Source organism: Colwellia sp. SU-HH01217, from assembly GCF_057543495.1.
Window position 1 is genome coordinate 82355 of record NZ_BAAJLX010000012.1, and the last position, 21435, is coordinate 103789.

A 21435-nucleotide genomic window follows, 5' to 3' on the forward strand; every position below is an offset into this window, starting at 1 on the left:
TACAGTTTGATTGATTAGTGTAAAAAACTCTCCCCTTTAAAAAGGGAATGAAAATTTTCACGCACATTATACTAACTCAACAGGCGAATGCCACCGTCAATGCACGATTGTTTACGATTAATAACAAAAAAGGAGCCTAAGGCTCCTTTTTTAAAATATTTTGCGACTAGATTTGTCGAGATTAACGACGTAAACCTAGTTTAGCGATTAGCGCAGAATAACGCTCAACGTTTTTACCGTTTAAGTAATCAAGTAATTTACGACGTTGTGCAACCATGCGTAATAAACCACGACGTGAGTGATGATCATGGATGTGCTCTTTGAAGTGACCTTGTAAGTGGTTGATTTGCGTAGTTAACAAAGCAACTTGTACTTCTGGTGAACCTGTATCACCTTCTTTTTGAGCGTATTCAGCAACGATTGCTGCTTTTTCTTGTGCGTTTAAAGACATAATAAATCCTTAGTGTTTAAGCTATATTCAATAGCAGATATATGCACCAAGCCAAACACTAATTCAGCCTTGGTGACAAAAGAGCGCGTATTCTATCAGTACAAGAGCTAATTGCAACCGATATATACAGCTATTTATAATATTAAAATTTTAACAGTAGTCGCAAGCCTAAAGAGTTCTTAAAATTTCATCTCGAACAACTATCCGTTTTGGCGCAACTAATCCATTGTCATCGATATGACCGACACCAATAAATTCGCCTTCTTCATTATCACCAATGAAAACTTGCACTAAACCGTCGCTTGGCGCATTAGACGCTTGAACAGGATTACCATGACGTAAATAGTTAGCTGACATATCGTCAATAAACACTGCAGGAATGCCGTCACATGCTGTTGTCATAGGTAATAATAATGGATCTAATAACTCAGACGGCGCTATTTCCTGTTCAACTGCTTGTGCTAATAACTCTTCAAGTTGAGCAAGCGTTACCATTTTATCTGTCGGGTAATTTCCGACTGCACTACGACGCAAATCAGCGACATGGGCGCCACAACCAAGTAACTCACCTAAATCATCAATAATAGTACGTATGTATGTGCCTTTAGAAACATGAATATCTAACTCAACTTCATCATGCTCAAAGCGTAATAAATCGAGACGAAAAACGGTAATATCCCGTGACTCTCTTGGCACCTCTATGCCTTCTCTAGCGTATTTATATAAAGGCTGACCTTGATATTTTAACGCCGAGTACATTGATGGAATTTGTTGTGTTGTGCCGCGAAATGAATCGAGCGCCTTAGCTAGTTGCTCATTCGAAACATCAACGTTTTTTTCTGAAACTATTTCTCCATCCGCATCACTAGTCGTTGTACGAACACCTAGTTTCGCAGTGACTTGATAAGTTTTATCCGTATCAAGTAAGAATTGTGAAAACTTTGTTCCTTCGCCTAAACAAATAGGTAGCATTCCGGTGGCAAGAGGATCTAGCGCACCAGTGTGACCTGCCTTTTGGGCAAAATAAATACGTTTAACTTTTTGCAAAGCACTGTTAGATGACATTTCATAAGGTTTATCAAGTAATAAAACGCCGTTAATTGCACGGCCCTTTCTTCGCTTTGCCATTGACTAACTTTCCTCTGAAGATGACGAGTCATCAAGATCTTTATCGCTATCGACTACCTGTTTGTTATCACTGGCAATAGCATCATCAACAAGGGAAGACATACGAACACCTTCAACCATTGATTTATCATAAACAAAACGTAAATGCGGCATAATACGCGCACGCAATCTTTTGGCTAATAATGAGCGGATATAGCCTTCAGCTTCCGTTAGTACTTCAATGGATGCGTCAATCTCTTCTTGCTCACTGGTAAAGAATGTCACAAATATTTTGGCGTAAGCTAAATCACGTGTCACTTCAACAGCAGAGACTGTTGTCATTGCTAAACGTGGATCTTTGATTTCGCGCATCAAGATAATCGCGATTTCTTTTTGAATTTGCTGACCAACACGATCAGTACGGGCATATTCTCTTGCCATGAGTAACTCCAAATAAATTTTTAAATCGTGGAATTCTTCGAAAACTAAAACGGAGGCTAAGCCCCCGTTTTAACTATCACATTAATAAATTTAATTATTACAGTGAGCGTTGAACTTCAACAACTTCAAAGACTTCGATTTGATCGCCGACTCTTACATCGTTGTAGTTCTTAACACCGATACCACATTCAGTGCCATTACGTACTTCTTGTACGTCGTCTTTAAAGCGACGTAAAGATTCTAGTTCACCTTCGTAAATTACTACGTTTTCGCGTAATACACGGATTGGTTGATTACGTTTGATAATACCTTCAGTTACCATACAACCGGCAATAGCACCAATTTTTGGCGACTTAAATACGTCACGAACTTGAGCAAGACCAATGATTTCTTGTTTAAACTCAGGCGCTAGCATACCGCTCATCGCTTGCTTAACTTCATCAATTAAGCTGTATATAACACTGTAGTAGCGTAAATCAATATTTTCAGTTTCAATCACTTTACGCGCAGAAACATCAGCACGAACGTTAAAGCCAACAATAATTGCGTTTGAAGCAGCCGCTAATGTCGCATCTGTTTCAGTAATAGCACCCACACCACTACCAATTATTTTCACTTTAACTTCATCTGTAGAAAGCTTAGATAGTGAATCAGAGATAGCCTCTAGAGAACCTTGTACATCAGACTTAAGTACAACATTAACTTCAGATATTTCACCCTCAGCCATATTTGCAAACATATTTTCAAGCTTAGCTTTTTGCTGACGTGCAAGTTTAACATCGCGGAATTTACCTTGACGATATAAAGCAACTTCACGCGCTTTTTTCTCATCTTTAACCACTGTTGCTTCGTCACCTGATTGTGGAACACCACTTAAACCTAGAATTTCAACAGGAATTGAAGGGCCAGCAGAGTCTATGCTGCGTCCATTCTCATCACGCATTGCACGAACACGACCGTACTCTAAACCACAAAGTACAATATCACCTTGTTTAAGCGTACCTTCTTGTACTAGTACTGTCGCTACTGGGCCTCGGCCTTTGTCTAGTTTAGATTCAACAACCACCCCACTTGCCATTTGATCAACAACTGCTGTTAGCTCTAATACTTCAGATTGAAGCAAAATAGCATCGAGTAATTCATCAATACCTAAACCTGTTTTTGCTGATACATGAACGAATTGAACGTCACCGCCCCACTCTTCTGAAAGCACGTCATGTTGAGATAATTCACTTTTAACACGATCTGGGTCAGCAGCTTCTTTATCCATTTTGTTAACAGCGATAATAATAGGTGCTTCTGATGCTTTTGCATGTTGAATAGCTTCAATCGTTTGTGGCATAACACCATCATCTGCCGCCACAACAATAATAACGATATCAGTTGCTTTAGCACCACGAGAACGCATTGCAGTAAACGCGGCGTGACCTGGAGTATCAAGGAATGTAATCATTCCGTGACCCGTTTCAACATGATAAGCACCAATATGCTGTGTAATACCACCAGCTTCGGCGTCAGCTACTTTCGCTTCACGAATATGATCAAGTAATGATGTTTTACCATGGTCGACGTGACCCATAATAGTTACAACAGGAGCACGAGTAATTGCTTCACCAGAATCACCTCGATCAGCTAATACGGCATCTTCAAGTGCATTTTCTTTGACTAAAACAACATTAAAGCCCATTTCTTCAGCAACAAGTGCTGCTGTCTCTTGGTCAATTACTTGGTTAATGGTTGCCATAGCCCCCATTTTAAACATTGCTTTAACAACTTCAGCACCTTTTTTCGCCATTTTATTAGCAAGTTCAGCAACAGAAATTGTTTCACCAATGCGAATATCTTGTACTTTGGTTTCTACAGGCTTAGTAAAACCATGCTTCAAGCTTTCAGGTGAGTTTAAAGATAATTTGCCTTTTCCTTTACCTTTTCCACCACGATGTGGCTTATCTGCTGCCGCTTTTTTCTTACGACGACGACGGCCACCACTTTCTTCAGCAGAGTCACTTTTGTCTTCAGCTTCTTGAGCATATTTAGATGAAGTTAAATGAACAACTTCTTGCTCTTTAGCTTTACGCTCTGCTTCTTGTATTTTCCAACGCTCTTCATTTTCTTCAGCAAGTTTGCGCGCTGCTTCTGCCGCTTCAGCAGCTTCAGCTTCAACTTTCGCCGCTAATTCTTTTTCTTGTTGAATTCGAAGTGCTTTTGCTTCTTCAGTTTCAACAGTTTTAACAACTTCTTTAACTTCTTTGACTTCTTTCGCTTTAGCAGCAGATGCTTGCTTAGCTTTTTCAGCAGCTTCCGCTCTTGCTTTAGCAGCAGCTTCAGCTGCTACTTCTGCTTTCGCTGCAGCAGCAGCTTTGGCATTTTCAGCTTCTTTGGCGTCAGCAATTGCTTTTGCTTGCGCTTCTGCTTCTGCTTTTGCTGCAGCTTCTTCTGCTGCTTTTGCTTCAGCTTCTGCCATTTGCTGTAATTCAATATCACTACGTTTTACATATGTACGCTTTTTACGTACTTCAACTTGTACCGATTTGGCTTTGCTGCCATGACCAAGCACTAACGTAGATTTAGTTTTACGGTTTAGTGTCATTTTGCTTGGGTTTGAAGAAGAGTCGTCACCATGTTGCTTTTTCAAGTGCTCCAACAAGGCTTCTTTTTCTTCTTGTGTTACCGAATCTTTTACCGTTTTATTCACGCCTGAATCAGCTAACTGGCTAATCAAACGATCCGCCGGTGTGCCGATTTCTTTAGCTAGATCTTCAACTGTTACGTTTGACATCTATGATTTTCTCCCGGGAATTTATTCTTCGTTAAACCAACAAATATTACGTGCGGCCATAATCAGCTCACCCGCTTTGGTTTCATTTAATTCTTCAATATCAGCAAGTTCATCTATACCTTGCTCTGCAAGATCTTCAAGTGTAATAACACCGCGACTTGCTAAAACATACGCTAGGTGACGCTCTAAACCTTCAAGGGCAAGTAAATCTGCCGCAGGCTCTGCGCCTTCTAATGTCTCTTCGCTAGCTAATGCTTGAGTAGTAATTGCTTCTTTAGCTCGTTCTCTCAACGCTTCAACGATATCTTCATCTAGTCCGTCGATTTCTAACAATTCAGCCACTGGCACAAAAGCAATTTCTTCTAATGAAGTAAAGCCTTCTTCAGCTAACATGGTGGCAAAATCATCATCAATATCTAATTTTTCGGTAAATAAATTGATTACCTTATCGTTTTCAGCTTGATGTTTTTCATTCATGTCGCTAACAGTCATTACGTTCAGTTCCCAACCAGTTAACTGGCTAGCTAAACGTATATTTTGACCGCTGCGACCAATGGCCATGGCTAAATTGCTTTCTTCAACAGCAATATCCATAGTGCCTTTATCTTCATCAACAATGATGGAAGCAACTTCAGCTGGTGACATTGCATTGATAACATATTGTGCAGGGTTATCATCATACAATACGATATCAACACGCTCACCACCTAACTCTCCAGATACAGCTTGTACACGAGAACCTCGCATACCGACACATGCACCAACAGGGTCAAGACGCTTATCGTTACTTTTAACTGAAATTTTAGCACGAGAACCAGGGTCACGAGCAGCCCCTTTAATCTCTAGCATTTCTTCGCCAATTTCAGGTACTTCAATGCTGAAAAGTTCAATCAGCATTTCAGGTTTAGTGCGACTAACAAATAGTTGCGCACCACGAGCTTCTGGTTTTATCTCGTACAATAAACCGCGTACGCGATCTCCTGGACGAAAATTTTCGCGAGGTAACATATCGTCTCGATAGATGATAGCTTCAGCGTTATTACCTAAATCAAGAATAACACTGTCACGACTTGCTTTTTTAACAACACCAGTAACTAACTCACCAATTTGTTCTTGGTAAGCATCAACAATTAACCCGCGTTCAGCTTCACGAATTTTTTGAACAATGACTTGCTTAGCTGTTTGAGTAGTAACACGATCAAAGGTAACTGACTCAATTTGCTCTTCAATATAATCGCCTAATTTAATCTCGCTATCATCAAATTGAGCAGCAGATAAAGTTATTTCAGCGTATGAATTTTCCATTTCCTGATCGTCAGCAATTACTAACCAACGGCGAAATGTGTCAAACTCGCCAGATGTACGATCGATACATACACGAACAGCGATATCGCCATCGTATTTTTTCTTAGTGGCAGTTTCTAAAGCAGTTTCCATTGCTTCAAAAATACTCTCACGTGGTAATGCTTTTTCGTTAGAAACAGCATCTACAACCAGTAATATTTCCTTACTCATGCTACTTTGCCTTTATCTGTAATTATTTTTCAATATTAATTCAATGAGTTATTTTTCAAAATTGTAAACAAGGTTAGCCTTGTCCACATTACTAAAAATAAGTTCGTATTCTTCGCCATCAAGTGCAACAATTAATGTGTCGTTCTCAATTGCAGTTAATTTTCCTTTAAACTTACGACGCCCATTTAATGGCATCGATAACCTAAGGTTAATCGTTTCGCCAATCACCGCTTGAAAATGAGACATTTCAAATAACGGGCGATCTAAACCTGGCGATGACACTTCTAGGTTATATTCAGTACTTATCGGGTCTTCAACATCTAAAATTGCACCAACTTGACGGCTTACTTCGGCACAGTCGTCAACTTCAATGCCATTTTCATGATCAATAAACAATCGCAAAACTGAATGATTTCCGGCACTAATAAATTCACATCCGAGTAACTCTTTACCTACTTCTTCTACAGCAGGTCTAAGCATATCAGTCAATTTTTGTTCAAATTTAGCCAATCGTATTCTCCAATGGGTGGTCTTTATTTATAAAAGCCCAAAAACAAAAAAAGGGCTTAAAGCCCAGAAACAACATCGCAATCATTGTAATAAGGAATGAATCTAGAAAATAAAACTTGCTAGATAAAACTCCACATACAAAAAAGCCCCTGTCACTAGGGGCTTTAATCACTGAAACCCTATGTGTATCAATTATCAGTATATAAACTCAATAATCGACGTTATATAACAAGAGTAAAATTATCCAGCTAAGTTGCTTTTAAATTCCTCAGTGTGCTCTTGCTATATTTAAGCTAGGTGAATTATATAGAGACTCCCTGTTAAGCGCAAGGATAATTGCCAAATAACTCTTTTTTTCATTGATAATTTTTACGTTCAGAGTTAGCAATAACAAACTATTTTACAATTTAGAATAGTTTATGCTTTACAAGCAGTTAGTATAATAAGAACATTCATGCTATAAATAGTGGTAGGAAGTTTTAAATGTATTCTTTAGGGCCGATTATTTAATTATGTACACATTTTCTCAATTATTAATAAGAAATATTTTTTTAGGTATTATTTTTAGTATCACAGCTACAATAATATCTTTAATGATGTTAGGTAATCACTTTCAAGATAAAACCATAAAGCAGCAGCAAGTTATTACCGCTATAGCCCAAAGTAATGCGTCAACAAACGATGCAAAATCGCTTGGCGCAATATTACGCGATGTATCGCCTTATGCCAAACTTACAATTAAAAACAATTCCAGTGAAGATACTTACTCGTATACGAAGCCAGATCAAAGTTCATCAATTCCTTTAATCACCCCCGGTATAAAAAAGTTTTCCAATAATACGCTAGGTTTAACAATTTCTTATCAGTTAGATTTCTCTCAGCCTATAATGGTAATTATCAAACTAATTGGCACACTTTTTTTAGTTTCAAATATTTTTATCATTTTAGGTTCATGGTTAAGTATTAGAAAGCATAAAAATTTCTTCCTCGCGATTAGCCAACAAATAAAAAATGACTTATCTAATATTAACAATGTCGAACAAGCGCCAACTGAAGCTGATAATAACGATCTTTTTGATATTCCAGAGTTAAAAGAAGGAATTAATGAAATTAAAGACTTAATGAGTCATCAAATAAATAACTCTTCAGCACTAGAAAAAGAAGCTTATTTAGACTCTTTAACCTCTCTTCAAAATAGAGGACGTTTTGTTCAGTATTATGAAAATGAAGTTATTCAAGAAAAAAGTTCACTTAATTTTGGTGTATTATTAATTACACGATGTTCTGAACTACAAACAATTAATCAAATACATGGCTATCGCGAAGGTGATAACTACATAGTGACGATCGCGGAGATTTACCAAAAGGCACTAATTAGTTATCCCACGGCTAAATTGTTTAGACTAAACAGTTCAGATTTTGCTTGTATTATGCCTAATACGCAGTTAAAAGATGCAGAAGAGTTTGCACAAGATTTAACGAGAAAATTTAATGAGTATCAACAAGCTGCAGAACTTGAATCTATTGCTTATACGGGCTTAGTTTACTTTGATAAGTCTAAACCTCTTGGAGAGTTACTTGCACTCGCTGATACTGGTGTGAGCGTTGCTCAAACACAAAACATGAATGCTTGGTACTCACAAAAAGATACTGACATTCTACAAAATAACACTGTTAATTATGGTCATCAAAACTGGCGACAAGAAATCGATAGTGTCATAGATAATCAGCGTATTTCTTTATTACTGCAACCTATTCAGCCCAACAGCCCCAATAGCAAAGTGTATGGAGAGGTGTTAGCCCGCTTTCTCAACACTAATGACGAAATGTTACCTACCGCATCTTTTATTGCCATGGCCGAAAAACTAGATAAAATTGTCGCGCTTGATCGTTTAATTATTGAGACAGCAATAACAGAAATACAAGAGAAAAACCTTAATGACCAAAGCTTTGGCATAAATATAAGTGCCAGATCAATTAACGATGAACACTTCCTTATTTGGTTAGAGCGACGATTATTAAGAGAGGCCTCTGTTGCTTCTCGGTTAATCTTTGAAATTACAGAAAATGGTTTACAACATAACATTAAAACCAGTAAACGCTTTATTGATATGATTCATCGCGTAGGCTCAAGAGTCACTGTTGAAAGGTTTGGTGTTGGGTTAACTTCATTTAAATTCTTTAGAGATTTAAAGCCCGACTTTATAAAAATGGACAGTACATACACTCGTGACATCGATGAAGATAAAAATAATCAATATTTTTTACGCTTAATGGTCGACTTAGCACACAGGCTCAGTATTAGCGTACTCGCAGAGAGTGTCGAAAGCCAAGAAGAAAAACATGCTTTGAGCAAACTATTTATTGATGGCTGCCAAGGCTTTTATATTGGTAAGCCAAATCCTTTATAGTTTAAATATCTTAAAAAGTATTTCACAAACGCCATTTATGAAAATAACTGGCGTTTTTTTGTTGTTAATCAAAAAACTCATAATACCCCTACAACTAACCTGTTGTTTATTGATTAATAAAGACGGATAATAACGCTAATTTGATATGATTTTATAAAAAAAATGACTGATTATTTACTGTTACTTATTGGTACTGTACTAGTTAACAACTTCGTTTTAGTACAGTTTCTAGGCCTATGTCCTTTTATGGGGGTTTCATCTCGTACTGAAACTGCTATTGGTATGTCGTTTGCGACAACTTTTGTTATGACATTGGCCTCGTTGCTCAGTTACCTAATCAGCCATTATATTCTTATCCCTCTATCCCTTGAATATTTAACAACCATGACGTTTATTTTAGTTATCGCGGTTGTTGTGCAATTTACAGAAATGGTCGTGCATAAAACTAGCGCTAACTTATATCGTTTACTTGGCATATTTTTACCCTTAATTACCACTAATTGTGCCGTATTAGGCGTTGCGTTGCTTAATATAAAACAGCAACATAATTTCTTTGAGTCAATAATTTATGGATTTGGTGCAGCAGCTGGCTTTTCATTAGTATTAATTATGTTTTCAGCTATGCGCGAAAAGCTTGCCAATGCAGATGTACCAACCCCTTTTAAAGGTCCAGCTATTGCTATGATAACTGCAGGTTTAATGTCATTAGCCTTTATGGGCTTTTCAGGGTTGGTGAAGTTTTAATGGAAACGTTAATTGCAATTATAGTGCTTGGGATCATGGCCGCTTTATTTGGCGCACTTTTAGGGTTCGCTTCTATTAAGTTTAAAGTGGAAGGCGATCCTCTTGCCGAGCAAATTGATAATATTTTGCCGCAAACTCAGTGTGGTCAATGTGGTTACCCAGGATGTAAGCCATACGCTAATGCCGTTGCTAACGGCGAAGCTATTAACAAGTGTGCCCCTGGTGGTGATGATACTATCAAAAAAATAGCCGATTTAATGGGTGTAGAAGTACAACCTCTCGATGAAAACCACAATCAAGACAATAGTCCTAAAGTAGCTTTTATTATTGAAGAAGACTGTATCGGTTGTACCAAGTGTATTCAAGCATGTCCAGTTGATGCAATTTTAGGTGCTGCTAAGCAAATGCACACCATTATCACTGACGAGTGTACAGGCTGTGACCTTTGCGTTGCACCATGTCCTGTTGATTGCATTGAAATGCGCCCTATTGCAACAACCATTCAAAACTGGCAATGGGATTTAAATACCATTCCTGTTACCCAGCTTGATTAAGTGAGAAAACAGTGAAGTCAATTATCGAGCGGATCAAAAAAGGTCAATTCTGGAAATTTCATGGCGGCATTACCCCTCCTGAGCAAAAGTTTCTAACAAATGATAAACCAATCAGAACCATAGAACTCCCACCCGAGCTTATTGTTCCTTTGCAACAGCATATTGGGCAAGTTGGTGAGTTATTAGTAAAAACAGGTGATAAGGTATTAAAAGGGCAAGCGTTAACCGAACACGCCAACCATATGTGTGTGCCCATTCATGCACCAACTAGCGGCACAGTAAACGCAATTAAACAATCAACCATTGCTCATCCTTCAGGTTTAACAGGACTTTGTGTATTTATCACCCCTGATGGTGATGATAAATGGGTTGACCGTACAAGCTGCGAAGATTATCTAGAATTATCGCGACCAACTATTATGAGTAAAATTGCCAATGCGGGAATTGCAGGCATGGGTGGCGCTGGCTTTCCGACTCATATCAAACTACAAACACAATCTGCGATTAATTTCCTAATTATTAATGCCGCTGAGTGTGAGCCTTACATCACTGCTGATGATTTATTAATTCGAGAACAAAGCAGTACGATTGTTGATGGCATTAAAATTTTAGATTATTTATTACAGCCTAAACAGATTTTAATTGGGATTGAAGATAATAAACCCGATGCAATTAAAGCACTAAAATTTGCTACCAAAGAACTAGAAAATGTCACCGTTTGTGTGTTGCCAACCAAATACCCTACCGGTGGAGAAAAGCAACTCATTAAGGTGTTAACAGGCTTAGAAGTGCCCAGTGGTAAATTGCCATTACAATTGGGTATTGTCATGCATAATATTGCTACCTGTTTTGCAATTGCTGATGCCGTTATTAATGACACACCATTAATCCGACGAGTGGTTACCGTAAGTGGTCAAGCCTTAGATAAGCCTCAAAACCTCTGGGCTTTATTAGGTACTCCTATTAATTATTTATTAACTCAATGTGGTCTTCAACAAACCGGTAAAAAGCATTTGATCATGGGCGGTCCAATGATGGGGTTTAGCTTAGCCAATGACAATGTGCCTGTTTCAAAGACAACAAACTGTATTTTAGCACCGAGTGAACAAGAAATATCTTCACAAGATCAAGAGGTTGATTGTATTCGTTGCGGCCAATGTGCCGATGTATGCCCTAGCCAACTATTGCCTCAAGAGCTACAATGGAGTGCTAAAGCAAAAGATAATAATCAGCTATTAAAATTAAATTTATTTGATTGTATTGATTGTGGAGCTTGTGCTTACGTATGCCCTAGTAAAATCCCTTTAGTTCAATACTACCGAGTCGCTAAAGCTGAAATTCGTCAACAACAGATGCTTGACGTACAGGCTGATAAAGCCAAAATTCGTTTTGAAGCTCGTAAACATAGACTAGAACAAGACAAACTAGCGCGAGAAGAAAAACATAAAAAAGCAGCGGAAGCACGTAAAGCGGCAATGGACAGCAAAACTGAATCAGGTAAAAGCGCCACATCAGCTGTTGCTGCTGCGCTTGCTCGTGTAAAGGCTAAAAAATCTGCGCAAACGACGAATGAAAGCGCGAAAGAAGATATTACCGAAACTGCTAACAAAAACCCTAAATCACCTGACAATAACTCTCCAGAGAAAGCGCAGGTAGCCGCGGCTATTGCAAGAGCAAAAGCCAAGAAAAAAGCAGCTAAAGACGCATTATCAAACACGGTTCAAGAAAAATCTACAACTGAGCAAGATGTAATTGATAACAATGAAGAAAACAAGGAAAAAATATCAACGACAAACAATGACAGTAAAAAGGAAAAGATAGCCGCAGCAGTAGCAAAAGCTAAGTTAAAATCTAAAGAGCGAAAAACGACTAATACAAAATCAGCTACAGATGAGCCTATAAAAAGTAAGCCTGCTAAAGAAAAAAGTACTGAACAAACTAAAAGCGCTAAAGGCAAAAAAACCGCTACAGAAAAAACATCTAAGACTAGTGTAAGCGCCAAAGAGAAAGCAGCTAAAAGCAAACCGATTAAAAACACTACCGGTAAAAAAAATACCGACGAAGAAAAACCAGCGAAAGAGAAAGCCGTTAACACATCAAACTCTATGGAAGATGAAAAGAAAAGAAAAATTGCCGCTGCGGTTGCTAAGGCAAAAGCAAAAAAACAACTAAAAAAAGAGACTAAATAATACTATGGCCTTTTGGATAGCAAGTTCACCGCACAGTCACATTAAAAAGGAAACATCGGGCCTGATGCGGTTAGTGATTTACGCCACTATTCCTGGCATTTTTGCTCAGTGGTACTTTTTTGGCTCTGGTAATTTAATTCATATTGCTTTAGCGATAACAACTGCGTTAATTGCTGAATTTTCAATCCTTTCACTACGTAGCAAAAAAATCAGTGCGGAATTATTTGATGGTAGTGCTATTCTGACAGCCGTGTTACTTGGCATTAGTATACCTTCACTAGCACCATGGTGGATTTCTGTACTTGGCGCTTTATTTGCTATCGTTATTGTTAAGCAACTCTACGGTGGATTAGGCCATAACCCTTTTAACCCTGCGATGGCAGCTTATGTCATGCTGCTTATTTCATTTCCTGTTCAAATGACATTATGGCAACCTCCCTTACATCTAATGTCGTTTGATTTAAACTTTACTAACACCCTATCGACCATATTTACAGGCTTTACACTAGATGGATTTTCAACAGAACAGTTACGTACTCATATTGACGGCTATACATTAGCAACCCCACTAGACACTTTAAAAACTAATTTAACGCTTGGGCTAACAGTTTCAGAAAGCTTCCAAAATCCGGTATTTGGTCAACATTTTGGTGTTGGTTGGGAATGGGTCAATGCAGGATTTTTAGTGGGCGGCATATTTTTAATCGCTAAAAAAGCCATCGACTGGGTAACGCCTGTTAGCTTTTTAACAAGCTTATTTATTTGCTCATTAATCGCTTTTATGATCGCCCCTGATACAAGTGCTTCTACAATGTTTCATTGGTTTAGTGGTGCTACCATGTTAGGCGCGTTTTTCATCTTAACAGATCCTGTGTCAGGAGCTACCAGTACTAAGGGCCGCATAATATTTGCTGCGCTTGCAGGGTTATTAGTTTACTTAATTAGAAAGTTTGGCGGTTACCCAGACGCTATTGCTTTTACAGTGCTACTCTGCAATATGAGCGCACCACTGATTGATCAATACACTCGACCACGAACTTACGGTCATCAAAGCGAGAAAGAATAATGCCGATGTCGGTTGCTATCAGCAAAAACAGTAAAATTTTAGCGCTTTTCGCCATTGCTTGTACCGCTATGGTCGGTTTAGTGAACGAGCTAACAAAAGAGCAAATTTATATTCAACATCAAAAGCAATTACTATCCACTTTAAACAGCATTATAGAGCCTGAACGTTATAACAATGAGCTTACTCTTGACTGCATTAAAGTAACCGATGATGCACTAGGCTCTGATGAACTACAAACGGTTTACCTTGCTCGTTTAAACTCTAGCCCTGTTGCAGGAGCTTTAACCTTTATTGCGCCCGATGGTTACAATGGTAAAATTGAACTTATTGTTGCGGTAAATATAGATGGTAGTATAAATGGGGTTCGTACCTTATCTCATCAAGAAACTCCCGGCTTAGGGGATAAAGTAGAACTTGTTAAAAGTGACTGGATTAACAGCTTCTCTGGTAAACAATTAAATAGTGACAATGACAGTCGATGGGCAGTAGTGAAAGATGGCGGGATGTTTGATCAATTTACAGGTGCAACCATTACCCCAAGAGCTGTAGTAAAAGCAGTAAAAAAAGCGACTAATTATTTTAATCAACATCATAAAGAGCTGTTTACTCAAACGAATGACTGTCAAATAGAGCAGCCTTTAATTGATGAAGCTCCAAAGACTGACAGAGACACGAATGAAGATTAACGAAGAATACAAAGAAATAGCTTGGCAAGGCATATGGAAAAATAATCCTGGTTTAGTGCAATTGCTTGGTCTTTGTCCTTTATTAGCAGTAACATCAACTATTACCAATGCGTTAGGTTTAGGCATAGCTACATTACTGGTACTTGTTTGCTCCAATGCAACGGTATCAGCGGTACGCCAATGGGTTCCTAAAGAGGTCCGCATTCCTATTTTTGTATTAATTATTGCCTCTTTCGTAAGTTGTGTGCAGTTAATCATGCAAGCTTATACATTCGAGCTGTATAAAGCCTTAGGCATATTCCTGCCATTAATTGTCACTAATTGTGCCATTATAGGTCGTGCAGAAGCATACGCCTCAAAAAATCCATTAAAACAAGCGTCTTTTGATGGGTTAATGATGGGAATAGGTTTTGCCTTAGTTTTATTAGCACTTGGTGCTATTAGGGAAGTTTTAGGCCAAGGAACCTTATTTGATGGCGCTCACTTACTGTTAGGTGACTGGGCATTAACATTACGTGTTGAAGTTCTCCAATTAGATAATCAATTTCTCTTAGCTATTTTACCTCCTGGTGCATTTATTGTGATGGGGCTTTTAATTGCTGCAAAAAATGCTTTTGATGTGAAAATCGCTCAAAAAACACCAAAAGTAGAACAAGAAAGTATTGAAAGAGTACGAGTTAATTTTGACGCACAATAAATAAGTAGCACTGTTGTAACGCCTAAAAATGTTTTCCACTGCTAAAGGCTAAGTTATCAGCTGATCCTGACAAAAATCAAAATAAATAGAAAATTATGAATAAAAATAAACGATTAGAGATTTTGACTCGATTAAGGGATAACAACCCAGAGCCAACGACTGAATTAAACTTTTCTTCACCTTTTGAACTACTCATTGCGGTACTTTTATCCGCGCAGGCAACAGATGTAAGTGTCAATAAAGCAACTGATAAGCTTTACCCTATCGCCAATACTCCTCAAGCGATATTAGATTTAGGCTTAGATGGTTTAAAATCTTATATAAAAACCATAGGCTTATTTAATACTAAAGCAGTAAACACCTTGAAAACCTGTCAAATGTTAATCGACCTACATCAAGGAGAAGTACCAGAAAACCGTGCAGCATTAGAAGCACTTCCAGGGGTAGGTAGAAAAACAGCGAATGTAGTGTTAAATACCGCTTTTGGCTGGCCTGTAATAGCTGTGGATACACATATATTCCGTGTATCTAATCGTACTAAACTCGCCATGGGTAAAGATGTAGTCGCTGTAGAACAAAAGCTTGAAAAGGTTGTCCCTAAAGAATTTAAAGTAGACGTACACCACTGGCTAATACTACACGGGCGTTATACCTGCGTTGCACGTAAACCTAAGTGCGGCAGCTGTATTATTGAAGACTTGTGTGAGTTTAAAGACAAGACTGAATAACTCTTCTGCTATGCGTGAAGTTTTGACATAGGGTCAAAACATCAAACTGCACAGTAAAGTGGACTAATTAGTACTAAAAGTTGCACTTTAACCATTTAGAAAAGCTAGTTGATTAAATAACTATTTCAAATTTTTTATAATAGTCATTCCAGTTTCTCTAAGTAGCCCGGCAGCCTCAGGAAAGCTAGTGTTGGTCACAATGGATATAGCGATATTAAGGTCTAAAAAAACAATTATCCAATTCTGTGTACCTTCTAACCCACCATGGTGTATATAATAATTTCCTAAACTTTCGTCCTCTGAAGCGATCCATGAATAAGCTATATAATCATTACCACTAACATGAAATAATTTTTTATGTGATTCTTTAATGACTTTACTTTCTTCTTTTAGTTGCCACTTCATATATTTTACAAGATCTGACATAGTAGTCTTTATGTAGCCACTCCCACCCCATAGTACTTCAGGAGTAAGGTGAGCTTTTGCTATCTCACCTTTCTCATTATAACCATATGCAACGTCCTTAAGCTGCTCTTGAGCCAAGTTCACTTTCGTATCTTTCATATTAGTTTCTGATGACAATACTTGCTGTAATAAATTATCGAATGGCATTTGGTAAACAGTTTCTAATATATATGATAAAAGCTCTATTCCCGCACTTGAGTAATGGTATTTACCTTTATTTTCTGAAGGGTTTACATTATTTAATGCCTTTAAAAACGATGTTTTGGATAATGTTTCAGCCCTTAAACCTAAATCTACATAACCTCTTGGTAATCCTGAACTGTGAGTCAAAAGCTGTCGAACGGTCACAGGATTTTTTTCAGTACTTAATTTGTCTAGTTTATTATTAATATACTTATTGATGTTATCGTTCAAAGATAGCTTTCCATCTTTCACAGCATAAGCGGTAATCAACCCCGTCATGGTTTTACTTACAGACCCTATTTCATAAATTGTGTTATCTGTCGGGGTATTTCCTTTATGCCTTGTGAGTTCACCAAAATGTAAAATAACTGAATCCGTTTCCGTAACGACCCCTATAGATGTAGAAACAAAACGAGAGTCCTGCAAGAGTTGATTAGCGTGCATTGTTACAATGTTTGAAATGTCTTTATTGGAGATTATATCGCTATTTTTAGCTTGCACCTGCCCAAAAAAAGTAAGAAATAAAATGAAAGCTAACGTAATTTTTTTATACATAAAACACCTATTATTTGATTCGCATTAATGTTTTTTATCAAAGCAGTTTTGATTTGATAATAGGGATATTAGTAAGGTTCAAGATTGATTTCGACCGACTATAAAAGTCGGACGTCTTATATATAAAGGGTTTGCGCTAGAAGATATAAATTTAATCGTTTAATCGTTCTTTTCTATATTGGGATGGAGTCACTGTTAAATGCTTTTTAAAAGCAGTGTTAAAAGACGATTTTGAATTAAAACCAACTTCTAACAATATCTCTAAAATCGCTTTTTGTTTATTGCTTTTTAAAGAAAGGATATTTGCAGCTTCATTAACTCGATAACTATTTATGAAATCAAAAAAGTGTTGCCCAAGGTGATGATTGAGTACGGTTGAAATTTCTAAGGCAGGTATATTTAATTGCTTTGCCAACGTGTCAATGTTTAGTGATGGATTCAGATAAGGTTTATTAAGCGACATATGGCACTTAATTGTGGATAACACTCTCTGTGCTTCATTAGCATCAACAATTACATCTTCACTTGGGTTCTGTGGAAGTTTTTTTGGTTCAAGTGATTCAACTTTTGAGCTAATACCTTGAAATATTGCAGGTTTATGAAGTGCTTGCCATAATATCCAACAAACAAAAAATAGTGTGACTGTCATCATTAAAGGAGTTAATAAGTTCAATAGTCCTTGTAACTCGGTAAATTTGATAATATTACGCGCTAAAACAATAGTGTGAATCAATTAAAAAAGCCATCATAAAATTGTTTAACCATTGCTTATTGAGTATTTCAATATTTGAATAGTTATTTAAAACAGTTAATTTATAACGGTTTAATTTCTTAAAAATCAATGCTAGATAGAAGAACATTTGCAAGTAGAGCACTACATGAACAAACAACACTTCAAATAAAGGTTCATGGTTGTTATAAAAGGACATTTTTGCAATGTCATCTGCAAGGTGAAAGCGGGGAATAAAGATTAAACAAATAATAATAAACGGAATAGCATGCAGCAGGTCTTTCGTTTTGAGCTTTAAATCACTATAAATAATAGACTTTACGTAAAAATAAAGTGTAGGCGCTAGCAAAGTCGAAAAGTTAGCACGAAACATATCTAGATTTAAATGATCACCATAAAAGCCAGAAAATATAAAGTTACTGATATCAAGCGCAGTGATTAATAAAAAAACAGCTAAAATTTTATTACTTAATTGATTGCCAGAATGAATATTTAGGAGGAAGACCGCAACTAATAAATGAGTGAAAAAAACTAATAATGCAATACTCTCGGTCATTTTAGTTAGTTATTTTAGGGAAATTGTTGAATCATACATGATAAATGACAATCAGACTATGCTCCAAACCAAGTAATATCAGAGCTATAAATAGGGAGTAAAAATAGGCATAGTTATGCGCTCACTCAATTTAATTAACAAGTTTGCTACTTTAGAAAACAATCAAATTTGCCTTATACAGTTAATACTAAAACATACTATTTACGAAATTTCGCTCTAAAATGAACACACCATCTAGTTTACTTATAATTCGGCTGGCCAACAATAGCGGTAGACACCCATATTGACCGCGTATCAAACCGCACTAAGTTCGCCATAGGTAAAAACGTGGTGGAAGTTGAACAGAAGCTGCTTAAAGTTGTTCCTGCTGAATTCAAAGTTGACGTGCACCACTGGCTTATACTTCATGGCCGTTATACCTGCGTTGCCCGTAAACCGAAATGTGGTTCGTGTATTATTGAAGACTTGTGTGAGTTTAAGGATAAAACCGAGTAACAAAAGACAGCTAAGAGCGAACAACGGACCGTGGTTTTAATATTTTGATGACTTCTATTATCCAAAAGCAGACATTAGCATTGAATTTTTTAGTCTCCTATGTGCCAAAAACGGAAGTTGACTACCCAATATTAAAAGACGGCTTTGATACGAAAACTGACGTTAGTTTTGGCTTATCTAACGACAAGTGCTCCAACACTGCGGACATTAACCTGTGAGGGCTTATAGTTGATTCGGATTGGAAATCGTATCGGTAATGCCCTGTTAATGGCTTTCAATTGAAATAAAAAATTAAAATTAAGGGTTTAATTTACAGCATACTAAATGAGTAACGTATTTTATAGTACAGATGTAGCGACCGATCATTAATTCCTTTATTGATTATGAGTTCCATACTTTCCACCTAATAAGCTGATTAATCCGTCACTGGGCTAATAACACCTTATTATTAATCACCGCCTTGCTCTTGTTAGTTTTTACTTCGCAAGTATTGGTCACTTACTTATGCGAAATGGTATTATGAATTATCCCCTCATATGGTGCGTAAAGCTGAACAGAAAACACCAACAATAGATTATCAAGCATATTACATTTTCCAATGTAAAAAGCAGATAACTATTAAATTATCTGCTTCTGTTTTAAGCCTACTTATTAAATTGAATAAAAAACTTAATCTATCAGTTCAAAGTCACTTGGTTTCCATGTTCTATCAAACCAAGCCTGCAATGGACCATATAGGCGCAGTACAGTAAACCACGCTTTGTTAGGTACGGTTTCAGTCCAGTTAGCTTTTAGTTTACCTTTAGGTGGAGTAGGACCAAAATATAAGTCAACACTACCGTCTTTGTTATAAACAAGTTTGTCTCGTTTGTTGTTTTTACTTGGGTAATCTGCACCGCCTGGTATTTGTAGTTCTGAGCGTGTTTGTGGGTCATAAACCACCACTGACCAAAAATCTTTAGCGGGAACGTTCGCGGGGATATTCACTTTATAGCTATTACTGCCATTAAACATTTTACCGTTTTTATCTTCCGTAGCAAAAGCATAATTAGAGCCAACGCCCGGAATTTCTAGCGCCATCGCAGGTGTGTTTACTGTTGCAGAATAAAAAAATAACGTACGCGCATCTAAATTACGTCCGCCCATTCCTTTGTCTTTCAACCATTGGTAATCTCCACCAATAAAACCGGTATACCATTTTCTGTCATCAAAGAAGTAAGCGGTTTTATCACGAGGTTTTAACCAAATTGCACGTGCTGTCGCATTACCTACTTTAATAGATTCTTGTAATATAGCTTTCATTCGTGCGTCAGGGTTAAAAGGTTTACCCTTTTCAATACCAATAGCGGCAGCTTGACCACGCAGTTCAGGATCTAAAAATGAAATTGGCTCTTTTTGTAGTACCGGCCATAACTCTTCATAAAATTTATAGGTATTAGCATGAATAGTATTGAAAAATTTACCACTACCGTTAATGAATGCCATTTCCTTTGGATTTTTCGCATTAGCTAATGGATATATTTTTAAACCAGTGCGCCACATTTTAGAAGAAAAGTCAGTTTTTCCGTCTTTTAAGAAACCGCGTAATGCCACCCAGTTATGGTAACTAGTCGATTGAGCAATCCACACTTTAGTTTCTTTATCGCCAACCATCACTGTTGCACGGGTATCTTTACCACGGTATTGCAAACCATTTAACGTTGGTTTTAAATCACCTTTGTAATCAGGTGGTAAAATAACATAAGTACCACCTTTCATGGCATCAGGTCCTGGTGCGCCCATGTCTACGACAAAACGGAAGAAAGCATCATTGATAGTTCCTGGTCCAGCACCAGCAGGAATTTCAATTACTGTTACACCGTCTTTTTCTAAATCAAGCATTGCTAACGCATAAACCGTATCAGTATTACCCGTCAAAAATAATGGGTTTGAATCCAATAAGTCATCAAAAATGAGAACTTCATTATAGTCATCCGCGCCCATTTCTTTCATACCTAAGCGAATACCTTCAATAGAAGTTGCAGGAATAAAATTTAAGAACACTTCTACACCACGATAAAAATCTAGGTTGTCATAAACCTTGGTAATGGTTTCGTCTGTTGGGATACCGTCAAAAAAGTTCAAATCACCAATACGTGTTTCAACTTTATCAGGTGTCATAATTTCGTCAGGTATTTTGTGGTTAAAACCTGGTGTTGCTGTTTCGGTAACTGCAAACGCGCTTTGTATACTTGCTATTAAAATTGTAGCACTGGCTAATGCAATTACTATTTGAGGAAGTTTGTTCATTAATTGGTCTCCATACTTTAGAATTAATGAGATTTTAAAAAATCATATCATTATTGCTACTATGCTACTATAAGTCATTGGAAATAGCTGTAATTTTACACCTGCCCTGCAGCTTGTAGTGGTTTTTGGTTAAAATTGTCCCTAATATGTTCATAACTTCACAAAAGCTAATGTCAGCTTAGGCTAGTTGCTGCCGTTATAATCTTAATAGCATACGTCCGTTGCTCGCTCAAAGCTGACATTATTTAAGTCAACTTGAAATGTCAGCTAACGTATCATTGCAG

General features: G+C 37.3%; 18 protein-coding genes and 1 pseudogene. 9 read left to right on the forward strand and 10 right to left on the reverse strand.

Annotated features, from left to right (window positions below):
* Positions 1 to 181 precede the first annotated feature (181 nt).
* The 6 genes from rpsO to rimP form a co-directional block, all read right to left on the reverse strand.
* Positions 182 to 451 (reverse strand): 30S ribosomal protein S15, encoded by a 270-nt coding sequence (rpsO, locus tag AC27G3_RS14095; RefSeq protein WP_487122592.1) that lies wholly within the window; start codon positions 449 to 451, stop codon positions 182 to 184.
* Positions 452 to 619: 168 nt separating this feature from the next.
* Positions 620 to 1579, reverse strand: a complete 960-nt coding sequence (truB, locus tag AC27G3_RS14100; protein WP_487122594.1) for a tRNA pseudouridine(55) synthase TruB — start codon at positions 1577 to 1579, stop codon at positions 620 to 622.
* A 3-nt stretch (positions 1580 to 1582) separates the two neighbouring features.
* Positions 1583 to 1999: a 30S ribosome-binding factor RbfA gene (gene rbfA / locus AC27G3_RS14105; protein WP_487122595.1), complete on the reverse strand. Its 417-nt coding sequence runs from the start codon at positions 1997 to 1999 to the stop codon at positions 1583 to 1585.
* Between the two features lie 97 nt (positions 2000 to 2096).
* Positions 2097 to 4778, reverse strand: coding sequence for a translation initiation factor IF-2 (gene infB / locus AC27G3_RS14110; RefSeq protein WP_487122596.1), 2682 nt, complete (start codon positions 4776 to 4778; stop codon positions 2097 to 2099).
* A gap of 21 nt (positions 4779 to 4799) precedes the next feature.
* Positions 4800 to 6293, reverse strand: a complete 1494-nt coding sequence (nusA, locus tag AC27G3_RS14115) for a transcription termination factor NusA (protein ID WP_487122597.1) — start codon at positions 6291 to 6293, stop codon at positions 4800 to 4802.
* 48 nt (positions 6294 to 6341) lie between these two features.
* Positions 6342 to 6803 (reverse strand): ribosome maturation factor RimP, encoded by a 462-nt coding sequence (rimP, locus tag AC27G3_RS14120; protein ID WP_487122599.1) that lies wholly within the window; start codon positions 6801 to 6803, stop codon positions 6342 to 6344.
* Between the two features lie 593 nt (positions 6804 to 7396).
* Here rimP and AC27G3_RS14125 point away from each other — a divergent pair.
* The 8 genes from AC27G3_RS14125 (at position 7397) to nth (ending at position 15878) form a co-directional block, all read left to right on the forward strand.
* Positions 7397 to 9214 carry an EAL domain-containing protein gene (locus AC27G3_RS14125; protein WP_487122601.1) on the forward strand — a complete coding sequence of 606 codons (1818 nt, stop codon included), beginning with the start codon at positions 7397 to 7399 and terminating at the stop codon, positions 9212 to 9214.
* Positions 9215 to 9376: 162 nt separating this feature from the next.
* Positions 9377 to 9958, forward strand: a complete 582-nt coding sequence (rsxA, locus tag AC27G3_RS14130) for an electron transport complex subunit RsxA (RefSeq protein ID WP_487122603.1) — start codon at positions 9377 to 9379, stop codon at positions 9956 to 9958.
* On the forward strand, positions 9958 to 10512 hold the full coding sequence (rsxB, locus tag AC27G3_RS14135) for an electron transport complex subunit RsxB (RefSeq protein ID WP_487122605.1): 555 nt from the start codon (positions 9958 to 9960) through the stop codon (positions 10510 to 10512). The genes rsxA and rsxB overlap by 1 nt, the downstream gene beginning before the upstream one ends.
* Positions 10513 to 10523: 11 nt before the next feature.
* Positions 10524 to 12701 (forward strand): electron transport complex subunit RsxC, encoded by a 2178-nt coding sequence (rsxC, locus tag AC27G3_RS14140; RefSeq protein ID WP_487122606.1) that lies wholly within the window; start codon positions 10524 to 10526, stop codon positions 12699 to 12701.
* A 4-nt stretch (positions 12702 to 12705) separates the two neighbouring features.
* A complete protein-coding gene (gene rsxD, locus AC27G3_RS14145) occupies positions 12706 to 13767 on the forward strand; it encodes an electron transport complex subunit RsxD (protein WP_487122608.1) in 1062 nt (353 codons plus the stop codon).
* Positions 13768 to 13772: 5 nt separating this feature from the next.
* Entirely contained in the window at positions 13773 to 14453 is a 681-nt protein-coding gene (gene rsxG, locus AC27G3_RS14150) for an electron transport complex subunit RsxG (protein WP_487122610.1), read from the forward strand.
* A complete protein-coding gene (locus AC27G3_RS14155; protein ID WP_487122611.1) occupies positions 14443 to 15150 on the forward strand; it encodes an electron transport complex subunit E in 708 nt (235 codons plus the stop codon). Before rsxG ends, AC27G3_RS14155 begins: the two co-directional genes overlap by 11 nt.
* A gap of 95 nt (positions 15151 to 15245) precedes the next feature.
* A complete protein-coding gene (gene nth, locus AC27G3_RS14160) occupies positions 15246 to 15878 on the forward strand; it encodes an endonuclease III (RefSeq protein WP_487122613.1) in 633 nt (210 codons plus the stop codon).
* A gap of 120 nt (positions 15879 to 15998) precedes the next feature.
* Here the strand turns inward: nth and AC27G3_RS14165 are convergent, their stop codons facing one another.
* The 3 genes from AC27G3_RS14165 to AC27G3_RS14175 all read right to left on the reverse strand — a co-directional run bounded on the left by AC27G3_RS14165 (position 15999) and on the right by AC27G3_RS14175 (position 18367).
* Positions 15999 to 17081, reverse strand: a complete 1083-nt coding sequence (locus tag AC27G3_RS14165; RefSeq protein ID WP_341617714.1) for a serine hydrolase domain-containing protein — start codon at positions 17079 to 17081, stop codon at positions 15999 to 16001.
* Positions 17082 to 17232: 151 nt separating this feature from the next.
* Positions 17233 to 17814 carry a helix-turn-helix domain-containing protein gene (locus AC27G3_RS14170; RefSeq protein WP_487122616.1) on the reverse strand — a complete coding sequence of 194 codons (582 nt, stop codon included), beginning with the start codon at positions 17812 to 17814 and terminating at the stop codon, positions 17233 to 17235.
* Positions 17786 to 18367: a hypothetical protein gene (locus tag AC27G3_RS14175; protein ID WP_487122618.1), complete on the reverse strand. Its 582-nt coding sequence runs from the start codon at positions 18365 to 18367 to the stop codon at positions 17786 to 17788. The genes AC27G3_RS14170 and AC27G3_RS14175 overlap by 29 nt, the downstream gene beginning before the upstream one ends.
* A gap of 249 nt (positions 18368 to 18616) precedes the next feature.
* Here AC27G3_RS14175 and AC27G3_RS14180 point away from each other — a divergent pair.
* Positions 18617 to 18862: pseudogene (locus AC27G3_RS14180) on the forward strand (endonuclease III); the annotation flags it as partial.
* Between the two features lie 669 nt (positions 18863 to 19531).
* Here the strand turns inward: AC27G3_RS14180 and AC27G3_RS14185 are convergent.
* Positions 19532 to 21151: a DUF1254 domain-containing protein gene (locus AC27G3_RS14185; protein ID WP_487122620.1), complete on the reverse strand. Its 1620-nt coding sequence runs from the start codon at positions 21149 to 21151 to the stop codon at positions 19532 to 19534.
* Positions 21152 to 21435 lie beyond the last annotated feature (284 nt).

Coding starts and splice junctions, on each gene's coding strand:
- rpsO (WP_487122592.1), bottom strand. CDS start 451: ATGTCTTTAAACGCACAAGAAAAAGCAGCAATCGTTGCTGAATACGCT.
- truB (WP_487122594.1), bottom strand. CDS start 1,579: ATGGCAAAGCGAAGAAAGGGCCGTGCAATTAACGGCGTTTTATTACTT.
- rbfA (WP_487122595.1), bottom strand. CDS start 1,999: ATGGCAAGAGAATATGCCCGTACTGATCGTGTTGGTCAGCAAATTCAA.
- infB (WP_487122596.1), bottom strand. CDS start 4,778: ATGTCAAACGTAACAGTTGAAGATCTAGCTAAAGAAATCGGCACACCG.
- nusA (WP_487122597.1), bottom strand. CDS start 6,293: ATGAGTAAGGAAATATTACTGGTTGTAGATGCTGTTTCTAACGAAAAA.
- AC27G3_RS14125 (WP_487122601.1), top strand. CDS start 7,397: ATGATGTTAGGTAATCACTTTCAAGATAAAACCATAAAGCAGCAGCAA.
- rsxA (WP_487122603.1), top strand. CDS start 9,377: ATGACTGATTATTTACTGTTACTTATTGGTACTGTACTAGTTAACAAC.
- rsxB (WP_487122605.1), top strand. CDS start 9,958: ATGGAAACGTTAATTGCAATTATAGTGCTTGGGATCATGGCCGCTTTA.
- rsxD (WP_487122608.1), top strand. CDS start 12,706: ATGGCCTTTTGGATAGCAAGTTCACCGCACAGTCACATTAAAAAGGAA.
- rsxG (WP_487122610.1), top strand. CDS start 13,773: ATGTCGGTTGCTATCAGCAAAAACAGTAAAATTTTAGCGCTTTTCGCC.
- AC27G3_RS14155 (WP_487122611.1), top strand. CDS start 14,443: ATGAAGATTAACGAAGAATACAAAGAAATAGCTTGGCAAGGCATATGG.
- nth (WP_487122613.1), top strand. CDS start 15,246: ATGAATAAAAATAAACGATTAGAGATTTTGACTCGATTAAGGGATAAC.
- AC27G3_RS14165 (WP_341617714.1), bottom strand. CDS start 17,081: ATGTATAAAAAAATTACGTTAGCTTTCATTTTATTTCTTACTTTTTTT.
- AC27G3_RS14175 (WP_487122618.1), bottom strand. CDS start 18,367: ATGACCGAGAGTATTGCATTATTAGTTTTTTTCACTCATTTATTAGTT.
- AC27G3_RS14185 (WP_487122620.1), bottom strand. CDS start 21,151: ATGAACAAACTTCCTCAAATAGTAATTGCATTAGCCAGTGCTACAATT.